Genomic DNA, 18,087 nt, shown 5'->3' on the forward strand with positions numbered 1-18,087 from the left:
TGGGCGTCCGCGCCGCCCTCTGCCGCACGGCCCCTGCTGCGGCCCTTTCCCGCCAGCACAATGATTCCAACCTGCTCTGCCTGGCTTCCGCCTATGTGGACAATGAAAGTGTGGAAGACGTCCTGGACGCCTGGCTACATGCTGACTTTGAAGGCGGACGCCATGAACGCCGCGTCGTCAAATCCTCCGGTAGCCCCCTGCAATGGACGGACCCGGAACTGGCGGGCCTCATCCAGGAGGAAGGACGCCGGGAAAGCAACAACATTGAGCTGATTGCCTCCGAAAATTTCACCTCTCCCTCCGTCCGGGAAGCCCAGGGCTCCCTGCTGACCAACAAATACGCGGAAGGCTATCCCGGCAAGCGCTGGTATGGCGGTTGCGAGGTGGTGGACAAAGTGGAACAGCTCGCCATTGACCGCGTGCTGAAAATTTTCGGCGGGGATCATGCCAACGTGCAGCCCCACTCCGGTTCCCAGGCCAACATGGCCGTTTACTTCTCTGTTCTGAAGCCGGGCGACACCATTCTCACGATGGATCTCTCCCACGGCGGCCACCTCACCCACGGACACCGGGCCAACTTCTCCGGCAAACTGTACAATGTGGTTCACTACGGCGTATCCCAGGAAACGGAAGCTATTGACTATGATGCTTTGGAAAAACTGGCTCTGGAGGTAAAGCCGCAAATGATCACGGCGGGAGCAAGCGCCTACTCACGCACAATCGACTTTGAACGCATGGGCCAGATTGCCAGGGCCTGCGGTGCCTACCTGTTCGTGGACATGGCCCACATCGCGGGCCTGGTGGCCGGGGGGCAGCACCCGAATCCGGTTCCCCATGCGGACTTCGTCTCCTCCACCACGCATAAATCCCTGCGCGGCCCCCGCGGCGGCTTCGTCATCTGCAAGGAGGAATACGCCAAAAAACTGGATGCAGCCGTCTTCCCCGGAATGCAGGGCGGTCCCCTCATGCACATCATTGCCGCCAAGGCGGCCTGTTTCGGAGAAGCTCTGAAGCCCGAATTCAAGGACTATGCGGCCCAGGTTGTCAAAAACGCCAAGGCCATGGCGGCCAAAATGGCGGAACTCGGCTTCCGCGTCGTCTCCAACGGTACGGACAACCACGTATTCATGGTAGACCTCCGCAACAAAGGCATTAACGGTGCAGACGCGCAGGAAGCCCTGGACCGCGTAGGCATCACCGTAAACAAGAACGCCATCCCGTTTGACACGGGTTCTCCCATGAAACCTTCCGGCATCCGCATCGGTACGCCTGCCGTAACCACTCGCGGCATGAAGGAAAAAGACGTGGAACAGGTGGCTGAATTCATTGCGCGTGCGCTGGCCTTGTACGTAGGTGACCAGGTATGCCCGAATCCGGAAGGCTTCTCCCAGCTTAAGGAAGAAGTTTCCGCGTTTAACCGCAACTTCCGCTTGCCTCATTAACATCTCCTGCGTATAAACGCTTTTCAGGCCGTTCCGCCTTTACCGCGGAACGGCCTTTTCATCAAAAGTCCGTATTTACGGCCCCCGATACGCGCGGCCAAGACGCCCGCAACAAAAAAACCTCTTCGTCAAGGAATGGTCGGGGTTCATCCAAACTGCACTTTTCCCCTCCTATATTGCAGACAAACCGGTTTGGAAATCAACTGCCATTGTCCATCCACACTTCCTCGTTGGAACATTTGCCCTCTTCCCGGCCCAACCGGAAAACAAAGGTAGCGGCAGGTTGGGAATAATAGAACTGATGACTTGCATGCGTTGCTCCTCCATCCGCAATTAAAACAACCTGAAATCCTTTATCGGAGAATTGGATATTTTTTTCATCCCAATATCCATAGCTAGACATGACGGAATACCTCCCCATTTCCATGAATGAACCGTCCTGCTGGCGCAGAAAAGCCTTAAATTCATAACTGTTAAAATTGGCTCCCCTCGGCGTTCTCCACACTAATGCGGCTTCATGGTCCGCCTGCCAAATTACTTTGTTATCCGGATTCTCCCGGAAACAGTTTTCCAGAAAAGTCATCTCCTGCTTGTGAAAACGCAAGGCGGCAACATCCACCGGAGGATGATCGACAAGGGGAGAAGGCACGTCAAAAGCCATAACAAGGGGAACCGTGCGGCAAGAGAAAAGAAGCGTTTTAAGAGAGGCATTCATCCTCCAGATATTACTTCGTCAAAAAGACGGCTCAAGTCTCAATCATCTGATCCGCCTGATGATGCTTCAGAATGATTTATCTATCCAAAGGTCCACCGGGCCAGACAGACAAACTATCGCATCCGTCTGGTTTGACAATACAGTTCCGATACTGCTTTTCAGTTAAAAAGTCAGTTCCGCCAATAGTGACATGAGGAGTGGGAGTAGTGACTGCCGTTCTAAATTCATCATAAGGAACAGTCACGCCACCGCTCAGAACCTCAAGGAGCGCCTTTCTGGCTTCTTCCAGTTTTTCACAGCTCAGCCTGTCAATATCCATGTACTCATCCACTTCAACCTTGGCATATTGCTGATTTATTACGGAGGCCCAATCAGGATTCTTACCGTCTTTGATTTCGCCAAATTCCGTCAATATACTCAACAAGGGATTTCGATAAGCATTCCCTTTCGTGCTGCCGGGACGATTCAACATCACCAATGCACTCGTCCTTATCTCGGCACCCTTCGTATCGGCTTCCGCATAGATGACTCGCGCCATTGGAGAGTCATAACATCGTCTCCGTCGATGAGGAAATAATGCCGTTCTGCTTTTTCTACTCTAATGTATCCTTTCCAGGTGTCAGTACGATCTTCTACATTCTGCTTGATAGGAATCAGCACGGGTCGGCCACTCAGCTAACAAACAAATTTTTACAAAAATTTGATATGTAAAATTCTTTTATGGCCTGCCCGCGGAAGTCATGCCGTCCCACACGGGAAAGTAATAATGCAGGGTAGGTTCAGGTTCATTCAACAGGCGATAGTGCCACCATTCCGGAGCATAATTGGCAAAACCCTGTTTTTCAAAAGCCGTTTTCAGAATCATCCTGTTTCTGCGTTGGGAAGGAGTCACTAATGTAGAGTCTGTGGTGGAACTGGGATCCAGCAGGTCATGATGGCCGCCCATATCCACCGGCTTTCCGGTCTTGGCGTACAGCAGGGAAACATCCACAGCCACGCCCCGGGAATGTTCCGAAAAATCGCGCACATAGTGGTCTCCGAACACCTTGGCCTTGTCAATATGGGGATAATACCGGGACTTCATCTTTTGATCCCCGTCGTCAGTTCCCCATTTGCAAATGTCCAGCACGGCGGTATGGGGACGGTAGGCGTCATAAATTTCCAGCAGGTAACCCTGACGATACAAATCTTCCGAGACTTTTTTCAACGCCTGCGCCGCCTGAGTGCGCAGGATGGCGCGCCGACCGTGGTAACCGTCCAGCGGACGTCCTACAAAATTGTCATACCCGGCATATTTCAAATTAGTCTTCACCAGCGGAGCCACCTGGTCCACATACACAAAGCCCGGCTGCATCACGGGCTGAAGGGGCTGATTGAACGCCGGTTTGAATTCCCTGCTGCCGGAACAGGAAACCAGTAACATGAACATGCCGCATACCGCAGCTACGCAAGTCTTCATGACCACGAAGCGTAGCACGGCATGCGGCGCAAATCCGGTCAGGATTCCGTCATTTCCAGGAATCCCTTGATCTTGCTGATGCGCGTGGGATGGCGCAGCTTGCGGAGGGCTTTGGCTTCAATCTGGCGAATGCGTTCGCGGGTGACGCTGAACTGGCGGCCCACCTCCTCCAGAGTGCGGGGACTGCCGTCCCGGAGGCCGAAGCGCTGTTCAATAACTTCGCGTTCACGATCCGTGAGGGTGTCCAGAACATCCTTGATTTTTTCTTTCAGGAAAGAGAAGGAGGCTTCCTCCATGGGATTTTCCGCCGCCTTGTCTTCAATAAAGTCACCAAAGGAAGTATCGTCGGAATCCCCCACGGGGGCTTGCAGGGAAATAGGCTGCTGGGCCATTTTCAAAACGGAACGCACGCGTTCCACAGGCAGATGGATTTCTTCCGCGATTTCTTCCGGAGTGGGTTCCCTACCATACTCCTGCACCAGCTGCTTTTGCACGCGCATCAATTTATTGATGGTTTCAATCATGTGCACGGGAATGCGGATGGTGCGGGCCTGGTCTGCAATGGAGCGGGTGATGGCCTGGCGAATCCACCAGGTAGCATAGGTGGAGAATTTGTAGCCGCGGCGGTATTCAAATTTTTCCACCGCTTTCATCAGGCCCATGTTGCCTTCCTGAATCAGATCCAGGAAGGAGAGGCCGCGGTTGGTATATTTTTTGGCAATGGAAATGACCAGGCGCAGATTAGCCTCCACCATTTCATCCTTGGCCCTGCGGGCTTCGCGAAGCCATTTGCGGAGTTCCTGGTAGGCATCTCCCATCTCATCCGCAGTCATCCACATGCGAAGCTCCAGCTCTGCCAGATGTTCCTTGAGTTCCTTGTTGTCCGGTTCCAGGGCAACCTTCTTCTGCATGCGGAGCACGCGGTCGCGGGCCTCGTCAATCATGGAACAGAAATCCTCAATCACCTTGTGCTTGAAATACAGGCGACCGAAGAACTTCACCAAAGCGCCGGCAACTTTGTCGAATTCGGCCTGGCGGGCCTTGACGGACTTGGCCGCCTCCTTGCTGCGGTACAGCTTGCGGAAGGAACCGGATGCGTCCTGATGGGTCTGCTGTATCTGGGCGCAGAGCTGGGCCAGCCCTTTCATATAGCGCTCACGGGAGTCTATCTTTTTGTCAAGGATAACGCGGTCAAAGCGTTCCTCATTGTCGAGCAGGCGATAGGCTACGTCCAGATAGGCATTCGCGATGAAACCGAAGCGGTGCACACAGCGCTGGACGTTCTGTTCCGCGTCCTCAATTCTCTTGGAAATGGCCACTTCCTCTTCACGGGTAAGCAGGGAAACCTGGCCCATTTGCTTCAGGTACATGCGGACGGGATCATCCAGAATGTCCATCTTGGCTTCGAGCTTTTCCTCTTCGTCCTCTTCTTCCGTGCTGATGCGGGTGCGGTCCGTGTAGCTGTCCACATCGGACGCGTCAATGATGTCAAACGCCATGCTGCGCAGGCGGTCCATGATGGCCTCGTAATCCTGCTGATCGACAATGTCGTTAGGAAGGGAGTCATTAATATCGTCAAAAGTCAGATACCCCTGTTCCTTGGCGAGCTTGATAAGTTCACGGATTTTTTCCTGAATTTCCGGAGCGTCAATCGGATTCGTGATCTTACGGCTGGCAGCCCTCTTGCGTTCCTCTTCCAGTATTTCGCTTAACTTTTTGGGCGTTTCCTCCTTCGCGGCAGGTTTGGCGGCCTTCTTCTCAGCCGGCTTCTTCTCCGCAGCCTTGGCTGGGGCTTTCTTGGCAGGGACAGCTTCAGGCGCGTTTGCCGGAGTCTTTTTGGCGGCCGGCGCCGCCTTCCTGGAGGCAGAAGCCGGAGACGCTTTTTTTGCCGGGGCCTTTTTTTCCGCAACGGGCTTGGCGGCGGCCTTTTCCGCAGCCGGAGCGGCAGCCTTGGCAGAGTTTTTTTTGACAGGAGCCGCCTTCGGAGCGGTTTTGGAATTTTTTGCGGCGGGCCGGGCCGCTATTTTTTCCTTGGATTCAGAAGCTTTTTTGTTGGCGGAAGTCTTCTTGGGAGAAGAGGGGGATGGGTCACCGGATTTGGACATATCTTGAAAAGAAGAGGGCACAATTCACCATTATATCAATACCCGGAGGTATCGAGGCACTACATTGTACCCAGCAAACGCTTCAAGTCAACACTAAGTTTGGACAATTCCAGCCTTCTGGCAGCATCCGTGGAGGGATCCGCCAGTTCCGCCATCAGGGAGGCGATGTGCCTCTCCAAAGCGGCCTTCGCAATGCCGGAGCAGGCTTCCTGTACGCTCCTGTCCACATCGGGAATAGGTATGGGCTCCAGATTCAGCATGCCCAGGGCATCCCGTTCCGGCTGAGGCAGAGACACCAGAAAAGCCTGAACGGCCGCAGGGCTGTCCGGAGAAGGCAGCCTGGCCAGAATTTTTTTTAAGATGCCTCCGCCCTGCAGCAGCCGCATCGGCTCCAGCAATTCTTCAATGCGGTCCACGATAAGCCCCTGGGCACGGGAATTCTGAAGGGCCAGTTCACAGAGCACGGCCACGGCGCGATCCATTTTCACAGGAGGATGCTGCGGAACCTCCTCAGCCGTCTTACGCTCTGCGGACTGGGCCTGTTCCTGCCCCTTCCGGCGTCCGGCCATTCTGACGGCGCCGCGCAAATTATCCGCAGCCATGCGCATGCGCGTGGCTACGTCAGCCGTAGCCAGGTCCCGGGCCACCGGGTCGCTCATGCAGGCCAGCAGGGCCGTCATCTCACGGGCAAAAGCGGCGCTGGAAGCGGCATCATCCAACAAACCGCTCTCCCTGGCCCGTTCAATGCGAACCTCAAAGAAGGAACGGGCCCGCTCCACCATCCCAGAAAAAGCCTCTTTCCCCTCCCTCTTCATGAAAGAATCCGGATCGTCCCCGGCAGGAAGGTTCACCAGGTAAATATCCTTGCCAAAAGGGGCCAGTTCACGGAAAGCCCGGTCCGCCGCAACCATGCCCGCCTTGTCCGCGTCAAAACACAATACTATCCGTGAAGCATAGCGTGAAAGAATCCGGGCATGCTCCGGAGTAAACGCCGTCCCCAAAGGGGCTACGGCAAAAGAAATACCCGCCTCGTGGCAGGCAATAACGTCTATCTGTCCCTCGCACAACAGGGCTTTGCCGCTTTTTCCCATAGGGCCGCGCGCCTTGTCCAGGGCAAACACCACGTCCCCCTTTTTGAAAATGGCCGTCTCCGGGGAATTAACGTACTTGCCTACGTTTTCCTGAGGCCGCAGAATGCGGCCGGAAAACGCCACACATTCTCCGTACACATTGTTGATGGGGAACATCAGCCTGTCCCGGAAGCGGGCGTACAAATCTCCCCGTTCTCCGCGGTTGGCGAGACCGGAATCTATCAGCACCTGGTCCGGGATACCCTCCCTGCGGGCCCAGGCCAGAAACTCCCGCGAGGAGTCAGGAGCCCACCCTACCTGCCAGCGTTTCGCCATGTCTGCCCCGTATCCGCGGGAATTCAGGTAAGCCCTGGCCTCCGCCGCCTTCGGGGAACAAAGCAGGAGCCTGTGGAAAAACCCAGCTGCCTTCTTGTGGGCCACCAGCAAAGCCGTGCGTGTCTTGCGCCGCCTTTCCTCCGCTGCGTCATAGACCTCCTCCACAATGGAGATTCCGGCTTTTTCCGCCAGCCTTCGCACGGTATCCGCAAATCCCAGGTTCTCCATCTTCATCACAAAAGTGATGGCAGACCCTCCTTCCCCGCAGCCAAAGCATTTAAAATTCTGCCGACTCTGGTCCACAATAAAGGAAGGCGTCTTTTCATTGTGGAACGGGCAGCATGCCTTCCACCGGGAACCGGCCCTTTTCAGGGGAAGATAGGCCCCCACCACATCTACAATGTCAGTGGCCTCCAGAACGCGCCGGATACTGTCTTCATCAATCCTTCCCATAAGGCGGAACCAGTCTATCACAAGGGGTACGGGTGCACAAGAAGACAGAATCGGAACGCCATGCGAGGAAACAAGGCCTCCACAGGCAGGGAAAAGACGGCGCAGCACCGGCGGCTTCCCGCCCCGGAGGAACACATTTCCCCATTGAGCGCGGGAGCGGAACATGCTAGCCTGTCCGCATGAAGCGCATTCACCTTCTGTTGCTGGCTTTGCTGGCCCTGTTTGCCGGCGCCCCCTTCCGGGCGGCCGCGGAGGAAACCTTCCGCGACAGGGTAGTCGTCATCCCCGTAGGGGAGGACTCCCTGACCAGCAAACAAAGCTTCGGCTTCATGAACCGCATCCTGAAAAGAGCGCAGGAGGAGCAGGCGCGCGCGGTAATATTCGATTTGAACACGCCCGGCGGCCTGGCCTGGGAGACCAGCGAGATGATGATGAAAAGCATCCAGCCGCTCACCATTCCCACCTACGCCTACGTAAACCCCAGGGCCATGTCCGCCGGGGCGCTCATCTCCGCGGCGTGCGACAAAATCTACATGGCTCCCGTCTCCTCCATCGGCGCAGCGGGCATCATCACCTCATCCGGAGAGGAAATGGATCCCGTCATGCGCAAGAAAGCGGAAAGCGCCTTCTGGGCCTTTACCCGCTCCGTCGTGACGGAAAAGGGTTACCGCCCGGAAGTGGTAAAAGCCATGATGATCCCGTCCGACCAGGAACAGCAGTTCGGCCCCGTCAAACTGGAAAAAGGCGCGCTCCTGACCCTGACGGGCAAGGAAGCCGCCGCGCGTCTGGAAGACGGCAGGCCCCTGCTGGCCCAGGGCACAGCCTCCTCCGTCACGGACCTGCTGGCCCAGGAGAAAGTAAATGCCCCCGTAGTCACGGCGGAACCTACGGCCTTTGAGCGCATCGGCCTCTGGATTGCATGGGCTTCCCCCATCCTGATCCTGCTGGGCATCGGCGGCATTTACATGGAATTTAAAACGCCGGGATTCGGCATCGGCGGCATTGTGGCCATTGCCGCGTTTGCCCTGTTCTTCTTCGGCAACAACATTGCCGGGAATCTGGCCGGCTATGAGACGGCGGCCCTGCTCGTTCTGGGCATAGTCCTTCTTTGCGTGGAATTCTTCGTTATCCCGGGCACATTCATTGCGGCCATTGCGGGCGGCGTCTGCATCTTTCTGGCCCTGTTCGGCGGCATGGTCAGCTCCTGGGAATGGGACCATATCATCCGGGACGGACAGTGGGATGACGTCAACACGCTGGCGGCAGTCCTGGGCATCCCCCTCCTGAAACTGGCCCTGGGCCTGACCGGAGGCTCCCTTCTGATTGCCCTGCTGATGAAATACCTCCCGGATTCCATCCTGATGCGCCGCGTTACCAACGCCACGGTCAGCGGAGGTTCCGCCGGGGAAGCGGTCAATATCGCGCGCGTTCAGGTAGGAGACCGCGGGAACGCCGTCACGGAGCTAAAACCCAATGGAAAAGCCATGATTCATGGCGAAATATGCGAGGTTTTCTCTCGACAAGGCATACTGATTAAGGGTACCCCTGTGCGCGTCGTGGACATCCGGCCATTCGACCTCGTCGTCGTCAAGGACGACTCCCCCTCCGGGGATTGACGCCATCACGCTTCTTATCTACTGCCATGCCTCTCACCGTTGGACTCATTTCCCTGGGCTGCCCCAAGAATCTGGTTGACTCTGAAATCATGATCGGCCACCTGCAAAAAGCCGGCATGACCATGACTCCGGAACCGGAACTCGCGGACGTAATGGTGGTCAATACCTGCGCTTTCATTGACCAGGCCAAGCAGGAAGCCATCGATGCCATTCTGGACATCGTGCGTGCCCGGGAAAACGGGGCTTATCCGGAAAACCAGAAACTCATCGTGGCGGGCTGCCTGTCCCAGCGCTTCCGGAAGGAACTGCCCGCCCTGCTTCCGGAGGTGGACGCCTTTATCGGTCCGGACCAAATCACCAAACTGCCGGAAATCATCACTCAAGTGATGGACCGGACCATACAGAACCGGAACTTCATTGAAGGAAAATGCAGGTACGTTCCTGACTGGAACACACCGCGCTACCGCCTTACCCCGCCGCACACGGCCTACATCAAGATAGCGGAAGGCTGCAACCACGGCTGCGCCTACTGCATCATTCCCATGATCCGCGGACGCCACCGCAGCCGTTCCCAGCAGGACGTAGTGCGTGAAGCGGAAACCCTTATCCGGTCCGGCGTGAAGGAAATCTGCCTCATCGCGCAGGACATCACCTATTACGGCATGGATAAATGGACGGATGCGCGCCCAAACCGCCGCAGCGCGGTGGATTCCTCCCGCGGAGAATCCCTGGCTTCCCTGCTCCGCGCTCTGAACGCCATTGAGGGAGAATTCTGGATCAGGCTGCTCTACACCCACCCCGCCCACTGGAGCGACGAACTGACCGCAGCCATCGCGGAATGCCCCAAAGTGGCCCGCTATGTAGACATTCCCCTCCAGCATATTTCCGATAATATGCTGGACGCCATGCAGCGCGTAACGGACGGAGACTATATCCGCACGTTGCTCCGGAATATCCGGAAGGCCGTTCCGGGCATCGCCATCCGCACCACCTTCATCACCGGATTCCCCGGAGAAACGGAAGACGACCATCAGGAACTGATGGAGTTTATCGAGGAATTCCGTTTTGAACGCGCCGGCATTTTCACCTTCTCACGGGAGGAAGGGACAAAAGCCTACAAGATGCCCAATCAGGTGCACCACCGCACCAAGGCTCGCCGCTACAATGAAGCCACCCTGTTGCTGGCGCGTCTCGCTTCGGAAACGGGCCAGGAGCAAATCGGCAGGCAAATACGCGTGCTGGTGGATGCTCCCGGAGTCGCCAGAACGGAATGGGATGCTCCGGACATTGACGGGACCGTTTCCGTTCCTCTGACGCTGCCCGTCGGGCAATTCGCTACTGTCACCGTAACGGATGCCGTTGCGTATGAATTGACGGCGGAATAAAATTGCTTCCGTTCCTGTCGGAAAGAACCCGGGAACAAAAATACAGGCGAAGCGCAGGCCGACGTATATTGCCTCCTGTTTTCCGCCCGACTTTCCGGATTTTCTGCAAAGGCCCTACTGCTTCACGCTGGATTCAGGCAGGGGAACGTTTTCCGGAGGAGCTTCCTGAGACGCAGCTCCCGACGGAGAAACGGAATTCGGAACAGGAACCAGAGAGGTATTCATCCGGGATATATCCAGCTCACGGGAAGCGGCGGCGGCTTCCGGGCTGACGGCGCCCATGTTTGAGGGCAAAGGAAGCAAAGCTCCGCCCGGACCAATTAAATCAGAAGCGGAAACAGGATAAAAACCCATCATTTCCTGCGGATTAACAATCTCCGAGAGGCTTACGTAACCCTGGCTGCCGTCTTCAAACTCGACTTTGGCGAACAAATCCCCGCAGACCAGCACTTTCCCGGTTTTCACCCCACCCCTGACGGTTCCGCTTGTGGAAAAATTACTTTCCGGATTCTGTTCAAACACCATCATTCTGTCCTTCTTGAACGTAACGGCTTCCCCAGGTTTGTAAAATGCCTGCTCCGCCTTGTTTTTAGCCGCCATTTTCTTGGAAGTGATTCCCACGGGATCCAACGCAGAACTCTGACGGTCCCAGGCATTCACATGCTTGTTCGGACCGCAGGAGGCCAGCAGCACCAGCAAAGCGGAAGGGAGAAAAAGCAATTTCATTTGCAGATTATCTTAATTGCCGGGGATTACGGATGGAAGCAGAATTTGCGCCTGTTTCCGCCAGAGACTGTTTCTAAAAGAAAAATTCCGCCTTTCCCTCCGGTTCATGCTGTTTCCCGCAGAGAAAACCATGCCGCTTCCGAACTGCATCCCGGACAAATAATCGGATTCCCGGTAAGGCGTCTATTCCTGCGGCGGGAAAAAACAGCCTGTCTTACCGTCCCCCTGCTCCACTTCCCAGGAAAAACCGCAAAGCATGGCGCGGAGACAACGTATTAAGCTTGCCGCCTTCCTGCCGGAAATGCTATTCTGGAGCTTACTGTTCCAACGGCTGACGCAGGTCCATCCGGGGGAACCGCTCAAGTAATGCGTTCTGATATGGATGAGAAAAGATTAGCCGGCGTAGTTCTGCCATTGTTCTCCCTGCGCCGTAACAATGACCACGGAATCGGGGACCTGACGGCCTTGCGCCAATGGATTGACTGGGCGGCGGATGCCCATGTGGGGTTCCTCCAGCTGCTCCCCGTCAATGCCCTGGGCAGGGACGAATGCCCCTCCCCCTATTCCGCCATCAGCTCCGTAGCTTTGGAACCCCTGTACCTTTCCCTGGAACCCTGGACCATACCCGGCCTGGAAGAACGCGTATTCAATGAAACGGGGGACACGCTGCCGTGGGAACAGCCCTCCGGCCCGGATCTGGTGGACTACCCCAAGGTCAGATTCTGGAAAATGTGGATTCTGCGGGGAGCCTGGAACAATTTCAAAACCAAGCCGGAATATGAGTGCATTATGCCCAAATTCAGGGAATGGGTGAAAGAACAGGGAAGCTGGCTGGAAGACTTTGTCTGTTTCCAGATTCTCTGCGACCTGTTCGGTACGGAAATCTGGTGGCACTGGCCGGAACAGGATCCGGCGCGGGCCAAGGCCATTGCCTCCGATTACGAAGAGGAAAAGGATTTTGCCCGCTGGCTCCAGTGGCTCTGTGAAAAACAGTGGGAATTCATCCGTATTTATGCGGACGAACGCAATGTGAAGCTGATGGGGGATATCCCCATTGGCGTTTCCCTTTCCAGCGCCGACGTCTTTTTTGAGCGCCACCTGTTTGACACGGAATGGTGCGGAGGAGCCCCGGCGGAAGGCAGCTATGCGGAAGACCCATTCACGGTCAAATGGGGGCAAAACTGGGGCATTCCGCTGTATAGATGGGATGTCATGGCGCAGGACAACTTCGCCTGGTGGCGCCGCCGGGTAAAATACTGCACCAAGATTTTCAGCATGTACAGGATCGACCACATCCTGGGCTTTTACCGCATTTACTCCTTCCCGTGGAAACCCACGGAAAACGGGGTATTCCTGCCGCTTTCCACCGATCAGGCGGCCCAGAGAACGGGCGGAAGGCTGCCCGGCTTCAAGCCGCGCGGGGATGACAATGCTGCGGACCGCAACATGAACCTGGCGGATGGGGACCTGTACCTGCGCCTTCTGCTTTCCGCCGCTCCCGGCGTCAGCGTGGTGGGGGAAGACCTGGGCTGCGTTCCGGACTACGTGCGCCCGAACATGCGCCAGCTGGATATCCCCGGTTTCAAAATTCCCCACTGGGAAATCAAGGCGGACGGAACCATTACGTCCGGAAAAGAGTATCACGAATGCTCCTTTGCGGCGTTCGGAACGCATGATTTCGAAACCATCATGCAGACATGGAACGACAGCTACGCGAAAATCGAACGCGCCCGCAAGCTGGGCCTGTGGGAGAACGGCTCCCCCAAAACGCCGTCCAGCCCGGAACAGGAAAACATCGTGCGCCAGGCGGAGGACGGAGCGAGCCTTCTGAAATGGTTTGCGGATTTCTCCGGCATGCAGCCTGAAACCTGTCTTTCCTACTGGAACCAGGAAATCAAGACGGCCATGTACAACGCCCTGTTCCGTTCCCGTTCCCGTTATGCGGCCATTCTCTGGCCTGCTCTCTTCGGCATCAACAAACGGCTCAATATTCCCGGCACTACGGGAGGGACCAACTGGAGGGAACGCATGCCCTTCAAGGCCGTGGAAGCATGCGGCATGCCGCAGACCGCATGGCTGCGTACCGTCATCGACGAATCCGGCCGCACGCCGCTGCAGGGTGAAGACGCCATCAGGGCGCTCAAGGAATCCAGCAAACGCCTCTTCCCGAAGATCACCGTCAACAACGAACGCTTCCTGAAACGGATGCTGATGTGGCCGAACGGCAAAACATTGTAGCTGTCCCCCCCTGCCGGAACATCCCCCCCGCAGTATCAAAAAAGGGCGCGTTTCCTTCGAAAACGTGCCCTTTTTTCTATCCGTGCTGATGTTTCCTAAAACGCCCTGGATACACCCGCATTTACGCGGTGGTACACGGAGCTTCCCCGGGCTTCCATGCCATAACCGGCATAAACCGTCCAGCGGTCATTCCACTGCAAGGCGGCATCATACTCCACGCGTACGGCATGGCGGGCTGGTTGGACACCACGGGCCCTCCAGAAAATGTCGCTGTATATGCTGTAAACGGAAGCCTCCGGCACATCCTGAATAGCATCTCCCACATAGGAAAGGCGGAGCACCTGCGTCCAGTGCCTGCCTTTCCAGTCACCACTTCTCTCAACACTCACACCTGCCGGGATGGACAACCGGCGCAAAACCGCTCCTTCAAATTTTCTGGCATAGCTGCCGTCTTCAAGAAAAGAAGCCTCCGTGCCATGTGTAAACTCCATCCTCAAAAACGGAGACACAGTCCATCCTCCTGCATACTGAATGCTTCTGGAAACTTCCGCCTGGACCAGCCACGTTCTATTGTTCCATTCCCCATGAGCGTCCATACCGTTGCTGAACCGGCTTTTCATGCAGTTATCAGTCATTCCCCAAGTAAGATCGGCTTTCACCGTCCACAGGGAACGCTCGCCGGAGCGGAATATCCGCCCCCAATAAATGCTCCCCATCAGGGAATCCTGGGTAATCCTCCCATTAAAATCCCGGCTCCTGCTGAAACCGTGCATTTGTCCGAACGCTATCCCCCATATCCCGCTCTTTCCTCCAAAATCGGAATCCATGCCAACGGAATATCCGCCCCCGTCATAGTCATAACCATCTACGCTGCCCCGGGAACGCTGGCGGGCGAAATCCCCCAGCCCCATTCCCCATACATTGCGTGCATACCGCTGATACAACCGCACCGGGGTTAACTGCGCCAACGCAGTATTCCCAAGAGAAGCCGCGTTTGAAGCGGAACTCCAAAGGGAATTGAGAGCAAGTTCTCCAGCCTGCTCCGGACGGACCTGATCCGGGCGGCATCCGGCTTCATGTTTCCAAATTGCCAACAGCTGGTCATCTTCTCCATCTCCATCCATGTCGCGCCATTCATATTCCCAGGTACCGCCGTAGGTATAGGGAGAATCAACCGTGGATGACTGGGTCGTATTGGAAATAACCCCTTTCAGCTCTCCTTGCGGCCGTTTGCTGGAAGAATCCATATTAAAAATGACAAACTCCCGGTCCCTTCCCCAGGCGGCGGAGGCGTAATCATCCAGCGTATCCGCAATTCCAATGGTTCCCCCCAGTAAAAATTCCCCGGAGGCGGTGATGTTGATACCGCTGTCCCCCCGTTCCGAGAAAGGCATGAGATCCCAGTCAAACCCGTGGGACATGTCAATGGTGACAGCGGAAAGGGAAGGCTGTTCATAGGTCTTCCCCTCCCAACTGTCGGAACCGATGGGAGCGGCTCCCACCCGCAGGATAGCGCCGCTGCCATGGCCGGAAACAATCACCTGCTGGGCGCTGATGGATGAACCGGACGTCATTTCCAGCACTCCGCCGGCCAGGTTAAACACCGGTTTGTCCTGCTCCACTCTTGAACTTCCCTGCCATACATCCCCACTCTCATTCGCCAGGTTCATGCCGTATTCAAGAACCAGCCGTCCCCCTTCCACAATAATATTTGATTCAAGTTTCACCCTGCGGGAGGTCTCCACCCGTTCCGCGTAATCACCATCACTTTCCCCGTCATTGCGAACTAGAAACGACTCCGTCAATGCACCGGAAAAACGCACGGTTCCTCCAAACTCCACAGGAATACCTCCATAATCTGCCCAATCGGCCGGAATTCTGTTAATATGCAGGGTAGGCATGGCTACAGTAATACTTTCAATATCAATACCATCATAAAATACAATTTCTCGTCCGGCCTGGGCGCGGAAATCCATGGTTAAATTCCCATTGGGCTGAGACATGCCCGTATAATCGTTTTCGGGAGCATAAACAAAAATCGCCAGGGCGCGGGCAAAGACCCCCGAACTTCCTTTAACCAAGTTGCCTCGGAAAACGATATTCCCGCCATCCGCAGACAAAAGCCATTGCCCTCCAAACCTTTTCCCTTCATTATTGCCGCAATAAATGGCTCCGGCCGTATTTTTATCAGTCACATTATTTTCAAACAGGACATCACCCGTTTGCACCAGCTTAAAAGATCCATAAATAGTGATAGCGCCCGCCATCCCCGGCATGCTCCCTCCGGAAGCCTTATTATTTCTAAAAATAATATCTCCCCGGATGTTGCTAAACGACAAAGACGGCTGGTTATCCGGTAAGAATATGGATCCAATGCCTATCGCCGCAGGTCCTCCGGTGGACGTGTTATTTTCAAACAGGATATTTTCCGTATCATTAAATGAAATACTCCCTTCATTGGTAAAAATCCCCGCAGAACTCATGTAATAAGAAGTTTTAACAAGATTCCTGAAGATAATACTTCCCGTATGGTCAAAAGAAATATTCCCATCTCCAGGATTGGAGTAAAGGGAAGAATTCCCCCCCTGGTTAATAAAAATGGCACCGCCATTGGAAGAATATCCCATCTTCATATCCGTAAAAGAAATATCCCCGGTATTGGTAAAAGCCAAGGAATTCAAACGGCTGAAGCCTATACCCCCATGATTCAGCCCCCGGAATTCGATATTTCCTACATTGTTGAAAGAAACAATATCAGCTTTCCCGTACCTCCCGCCACCGGTTCCGGCCGTGGCGCCATCGGTAATGCCGATCATGTCCATATTATCCGCAATGAAGCTCAAATCGCCCAAATTCTGAAAAGTAACCTGAGGAGCGACAAACTCCTCCCCGCTTTCCCATGGCCCCATGACAAAAATAAAAGATTTGGAAGCGGAACTGTTCTTTCCGGGATTAAGCCCGGTGCAGTGAAAGCCGAGAGACGTTCCTTCCGTGCTGGAAAAATGTGTACTATAGCCGGAGAAAACACCCTGCCTGTTTCCAGCGCCGCCCTTGTCCGGATTATAATTGTCAAACGTAAACGCACCTTCATAAAAGACGCCATCCCTTCCGGCCAGATGATACATCACTTCCTCCGGCTGGAATACTTCCACATCATCGTTTCCATATGTTCCTGAATAAATATCCACTTCCTTGGAAAAAACGGAACAGACAGTAACTGAAGGAACCAAGGACAACATGGCAAAAGCAAATAATTTCATGATAATCTGTACATTTGGATGTTTTTTGCATATCAAACGCGCTCCTTTTAATGTACGAATTTGGAATCCGTTGTTATTCGAAACTCAAAACAACAAAATAACAATCAATGAATTATTATTAGAAAAAAGATTGGAATAGAACAAGATTCCTTCCTCTTCTCACAGGTTGGCCATTGAATATAAAAAAATAATCTTTACTCCGGATTCCAAATTCGCAACCATACTGAAAATAAAATGGTTTGATAGTTGATGTTTTATATTCTTCTTTAAATAAATCAAATTTTCAACAATAGAGCCCCACGCCCCAAAAACAGAGGGAATGCAGTTACAATCAATCCATTCTTGCCTCCCTGCCGGAAAAATCCCATACTTTCTGCATGACATGGAGTTGGAACAAACTTTCCGCCGCCAAATGGGAAGACGCCTGGAGCGAACGCATCGCCGGAAATCCGAACGCCGTTATTACAAAAATCAAAGGGGGGAAAACGGTTCGAATCACCGTTTACTGCGATGATGAAGAAGACGCCCTGGCCTTGAAAAAATATTTTGGAGGAACTGTCAGGGAAATCAAGACGCAGGACTGGGTAGCGACCCAGAAGCGGGAAAAACGCCCTCCGCTCAAAATAAGGGACGCACTGGTCATTACGGAGCAGAGTTCTCCGGAGAATCTGGCCGCCCTGCGGAAACAGTTCCCCTCGCGCTGCATCCTGAGCGTCCCCGCCGAAATGGCTTTCGGAACAGGAGACCACGCTACCACATCCACCTGCCTGCGTTTCATCTGCGACGCTGCCAAATCCCGCAGAAAAACATCATGGAGCATGACGGACATAGGCTGCGGAACTGCCGTGCTGGCTATGGCGGCGCTTAAGCTGGGGGCGAAGCACGCCACGGCTTTCGATTTTGACCCCATGGCCATTGAAGTGGCCCGGCACAACATGGTCCGCAACGCCGTTACGGAGGAACAGCTGGACTTATTTGTGGAAGACGTCTTCAAATGGAAGCCTTCGGAATCCCAGCAGGGTGACCTTGTCGTCGCCAACCTGTTTTCAACCATACTGCAAAAAGCTTTTCCACAAATCATCGCCGCCATGAAGAAGGATGCCGCTTTGGTCATCTCCGGCATTCTGGCTTCCCAGTGGGAAGAAACGAAAACGGCAGCGGAACGTCACGGTCTGTTCTTTGAACGGGTCGTCAAACGCGGGAAATGGATTACGGCAAAGGGAGGAATGGCCCGGTAGCAAATAAACCCGCTCCGCATTTTTGTTCCGCCCTCACGGCCCTT

General features: G+C 54.8%; 12 protein-coding genes. 5 read left to right on the forward strand and 7 right to left on the reverse strand.

The genetic code is table 11. From position 1 onward, the window contains the following. Positions 1 to 1,442: serine hydroxymethyltransferase (locus WW58_RS04690; protein ID WP_288143408.1), on the forward strand; the 1,442-nt coding region annotated here is incomplete at its 5' end. Positions 1,443 to 1,641: 199 nt separating this feature from the next. Here the strand turns inward: WW58_RS04690 and WW58_RS04695 are convergent. The 5 genes from WW58_RS04695 to dnaG form a co-directional block, all read right to left on the reverse strand. After that, positions 1,642 to 2,103, reverse strand: a complete 462-nt coding sequence (locus WW58_RS04695) for a hypothetical protein (protein ID WP_128804831.1) — start codon at positions 2,101 to 2,103, stop codon at positions 1,642 to 1,644. A 130-nt stretch (positions 2,104 to 2,233) separates the two neighbouring features. Beyond that, positions 2,234 to 2,695: a hypothetical protein gene (locus WW58_RS04700; RefSeq protein WP_046435748.1), complete on the reverse strand. Its 462-nt coding sequence runs from the start codon at positions 2,693 to 2,695 to the stop codon at positions 2,234 to 2,236. 180 nt (positions 2,696 to 2,875) lie between these two features. Then, entirely contained in the window at positions 2,876 to 3,616 is a 741-nt protein-coding gene (locus tag WW58_RS04705; protein WP_102732133.1) for a M15 family metallopeptidase, read from the reverse strand. A 38-nt stretch (positions 3,617 to 3,654) separates the two neighbouring features. Continuing rightward, on the reverse strand, positions 3,655 to 5,721 hold the full coding sequence (gene rpoD, locus WW58_RS04710; RefSeq protein ID WP_046435749.1) for an RNA polymerase sigma factor RpoD: 2,067 nt from the start codon (positions 5,719 to 5,721) through the stop codon (positions 3,655 to 3,657). Between the two features lie 59 nt (positions 5,722 to 5,780). Beyond that, a complete protein-coding gene (gene dnaG / locus WW58_RS12995; RefSeq protein WP_180974008.1) occupies positions 5,781 to 7,601 on the reverse strand; it encodes a DNA primase in 1,821 nt (606 codons plus the stop codon). Positions 7,602 to 7,759: 158 nt separating this feature from the next. Between dnaG and WW58_RS04720 the strand changes: the two genes are divergently transcribed. Then, a complete protein-coding gene (locus WW58_RS04720) occupies positions 7,760 to 9,196 on the forward strand; it encodes an NfeD family protein (RefSeq protein WP_022198777.1) in 1,437 nt (478 codons plus the stop codon). Positions 9,197 to 9,222: 26 nt separating this feature from the next. Further along, entirely contained in the window at positions 9,223 to 10,581 is a 1,359-nt protein-coding gene (gene rimO / locus WW58_RS04725; RefSeq protein WP_022198776.1) for a 30S ribosomal protein S12 methylthiotransferase RimO, read from the forward strand. Positions 10,582 to 10,695: 114 nt separating this feature from the next. Here rimO and WW58_RS04730 read toward each other — a convergent pair whose 3' ends face one another. Further along, positions 10,696 to 11,307 (reverse strand): hypothetical protein, encoded by a 612-nt coding sequence (locus tag WW58_RS04730; RefSeq protein WP_046435750.1) that lies wholly within the window; start codon positions 11,305 to 11,307, stop codon positions 10,696 to 10,698. 378 nt (positions 11,308 to 11,685) lie between these two features. Here WW58_RS04730 and WW58_RS04735 point away from each other — a divergent pair, with 378 nt between their 5' ends. Continuing rightward, complete coding sequence (locus tag WW58_RS04735) at positions 11,686 to 13,545, forward strand: 4-alpha-glucanotransferase (RefSeq protein WP_215833425.1); 1,860 nt, start codon at positions 11,686 to 11,688, stop codon at positions 13,543 to 13,545. Between the two features lie 95 nt (positions 13,546 to 13,640). Here the strand turns inward: WW58_RS04735 and WW58_RS04740 are convergent, their stop codons facing one another. Next, entirely contained in the window at positions 13,641 to 16,805 is a 3,165-nt protein-coding gene (locus tag WW58_RS04740; RefSeq protein ID WP_046435752.1) for an autotransporter outer membrane beta-barrel domain-containing protein, read from the reverse strand. 377 nt (positions 16,806 to 17,182) lie between these two features. Between WW58_RS04740 and WW58_RS04750 the strand changes: the two genes are divergently transcribed. Beyond that, the gene (locus tag WW58_RS04750) at positions 17,183 to 18,043 is read left to right on the forward strand and encodes a 50S ribosomal protein L11 methyltransferase (RefSeq protein ID WP_046435754.1); all 861 of its coding nucleotides are present in this window, start codon (positions 17,183 to 17,185) and stop codon (positions 18,041 to 18,043) included. The last annotated feature ends 44 nt before the right edge of the window (positions 18,044 to 18,087 follow it).

It is taken from the genome of Akkermansia sp. UNK.MGS-1, assembly GCF_000980515.1.
GTDB classification, from domain to species: domain Bacteria; phylum Verrucomicrobiota; class Verrucomicrobiia; order Verrucomicrobiales; family Akkermansiaceae; genus Akkermansia; species Akkermansia muciniphila.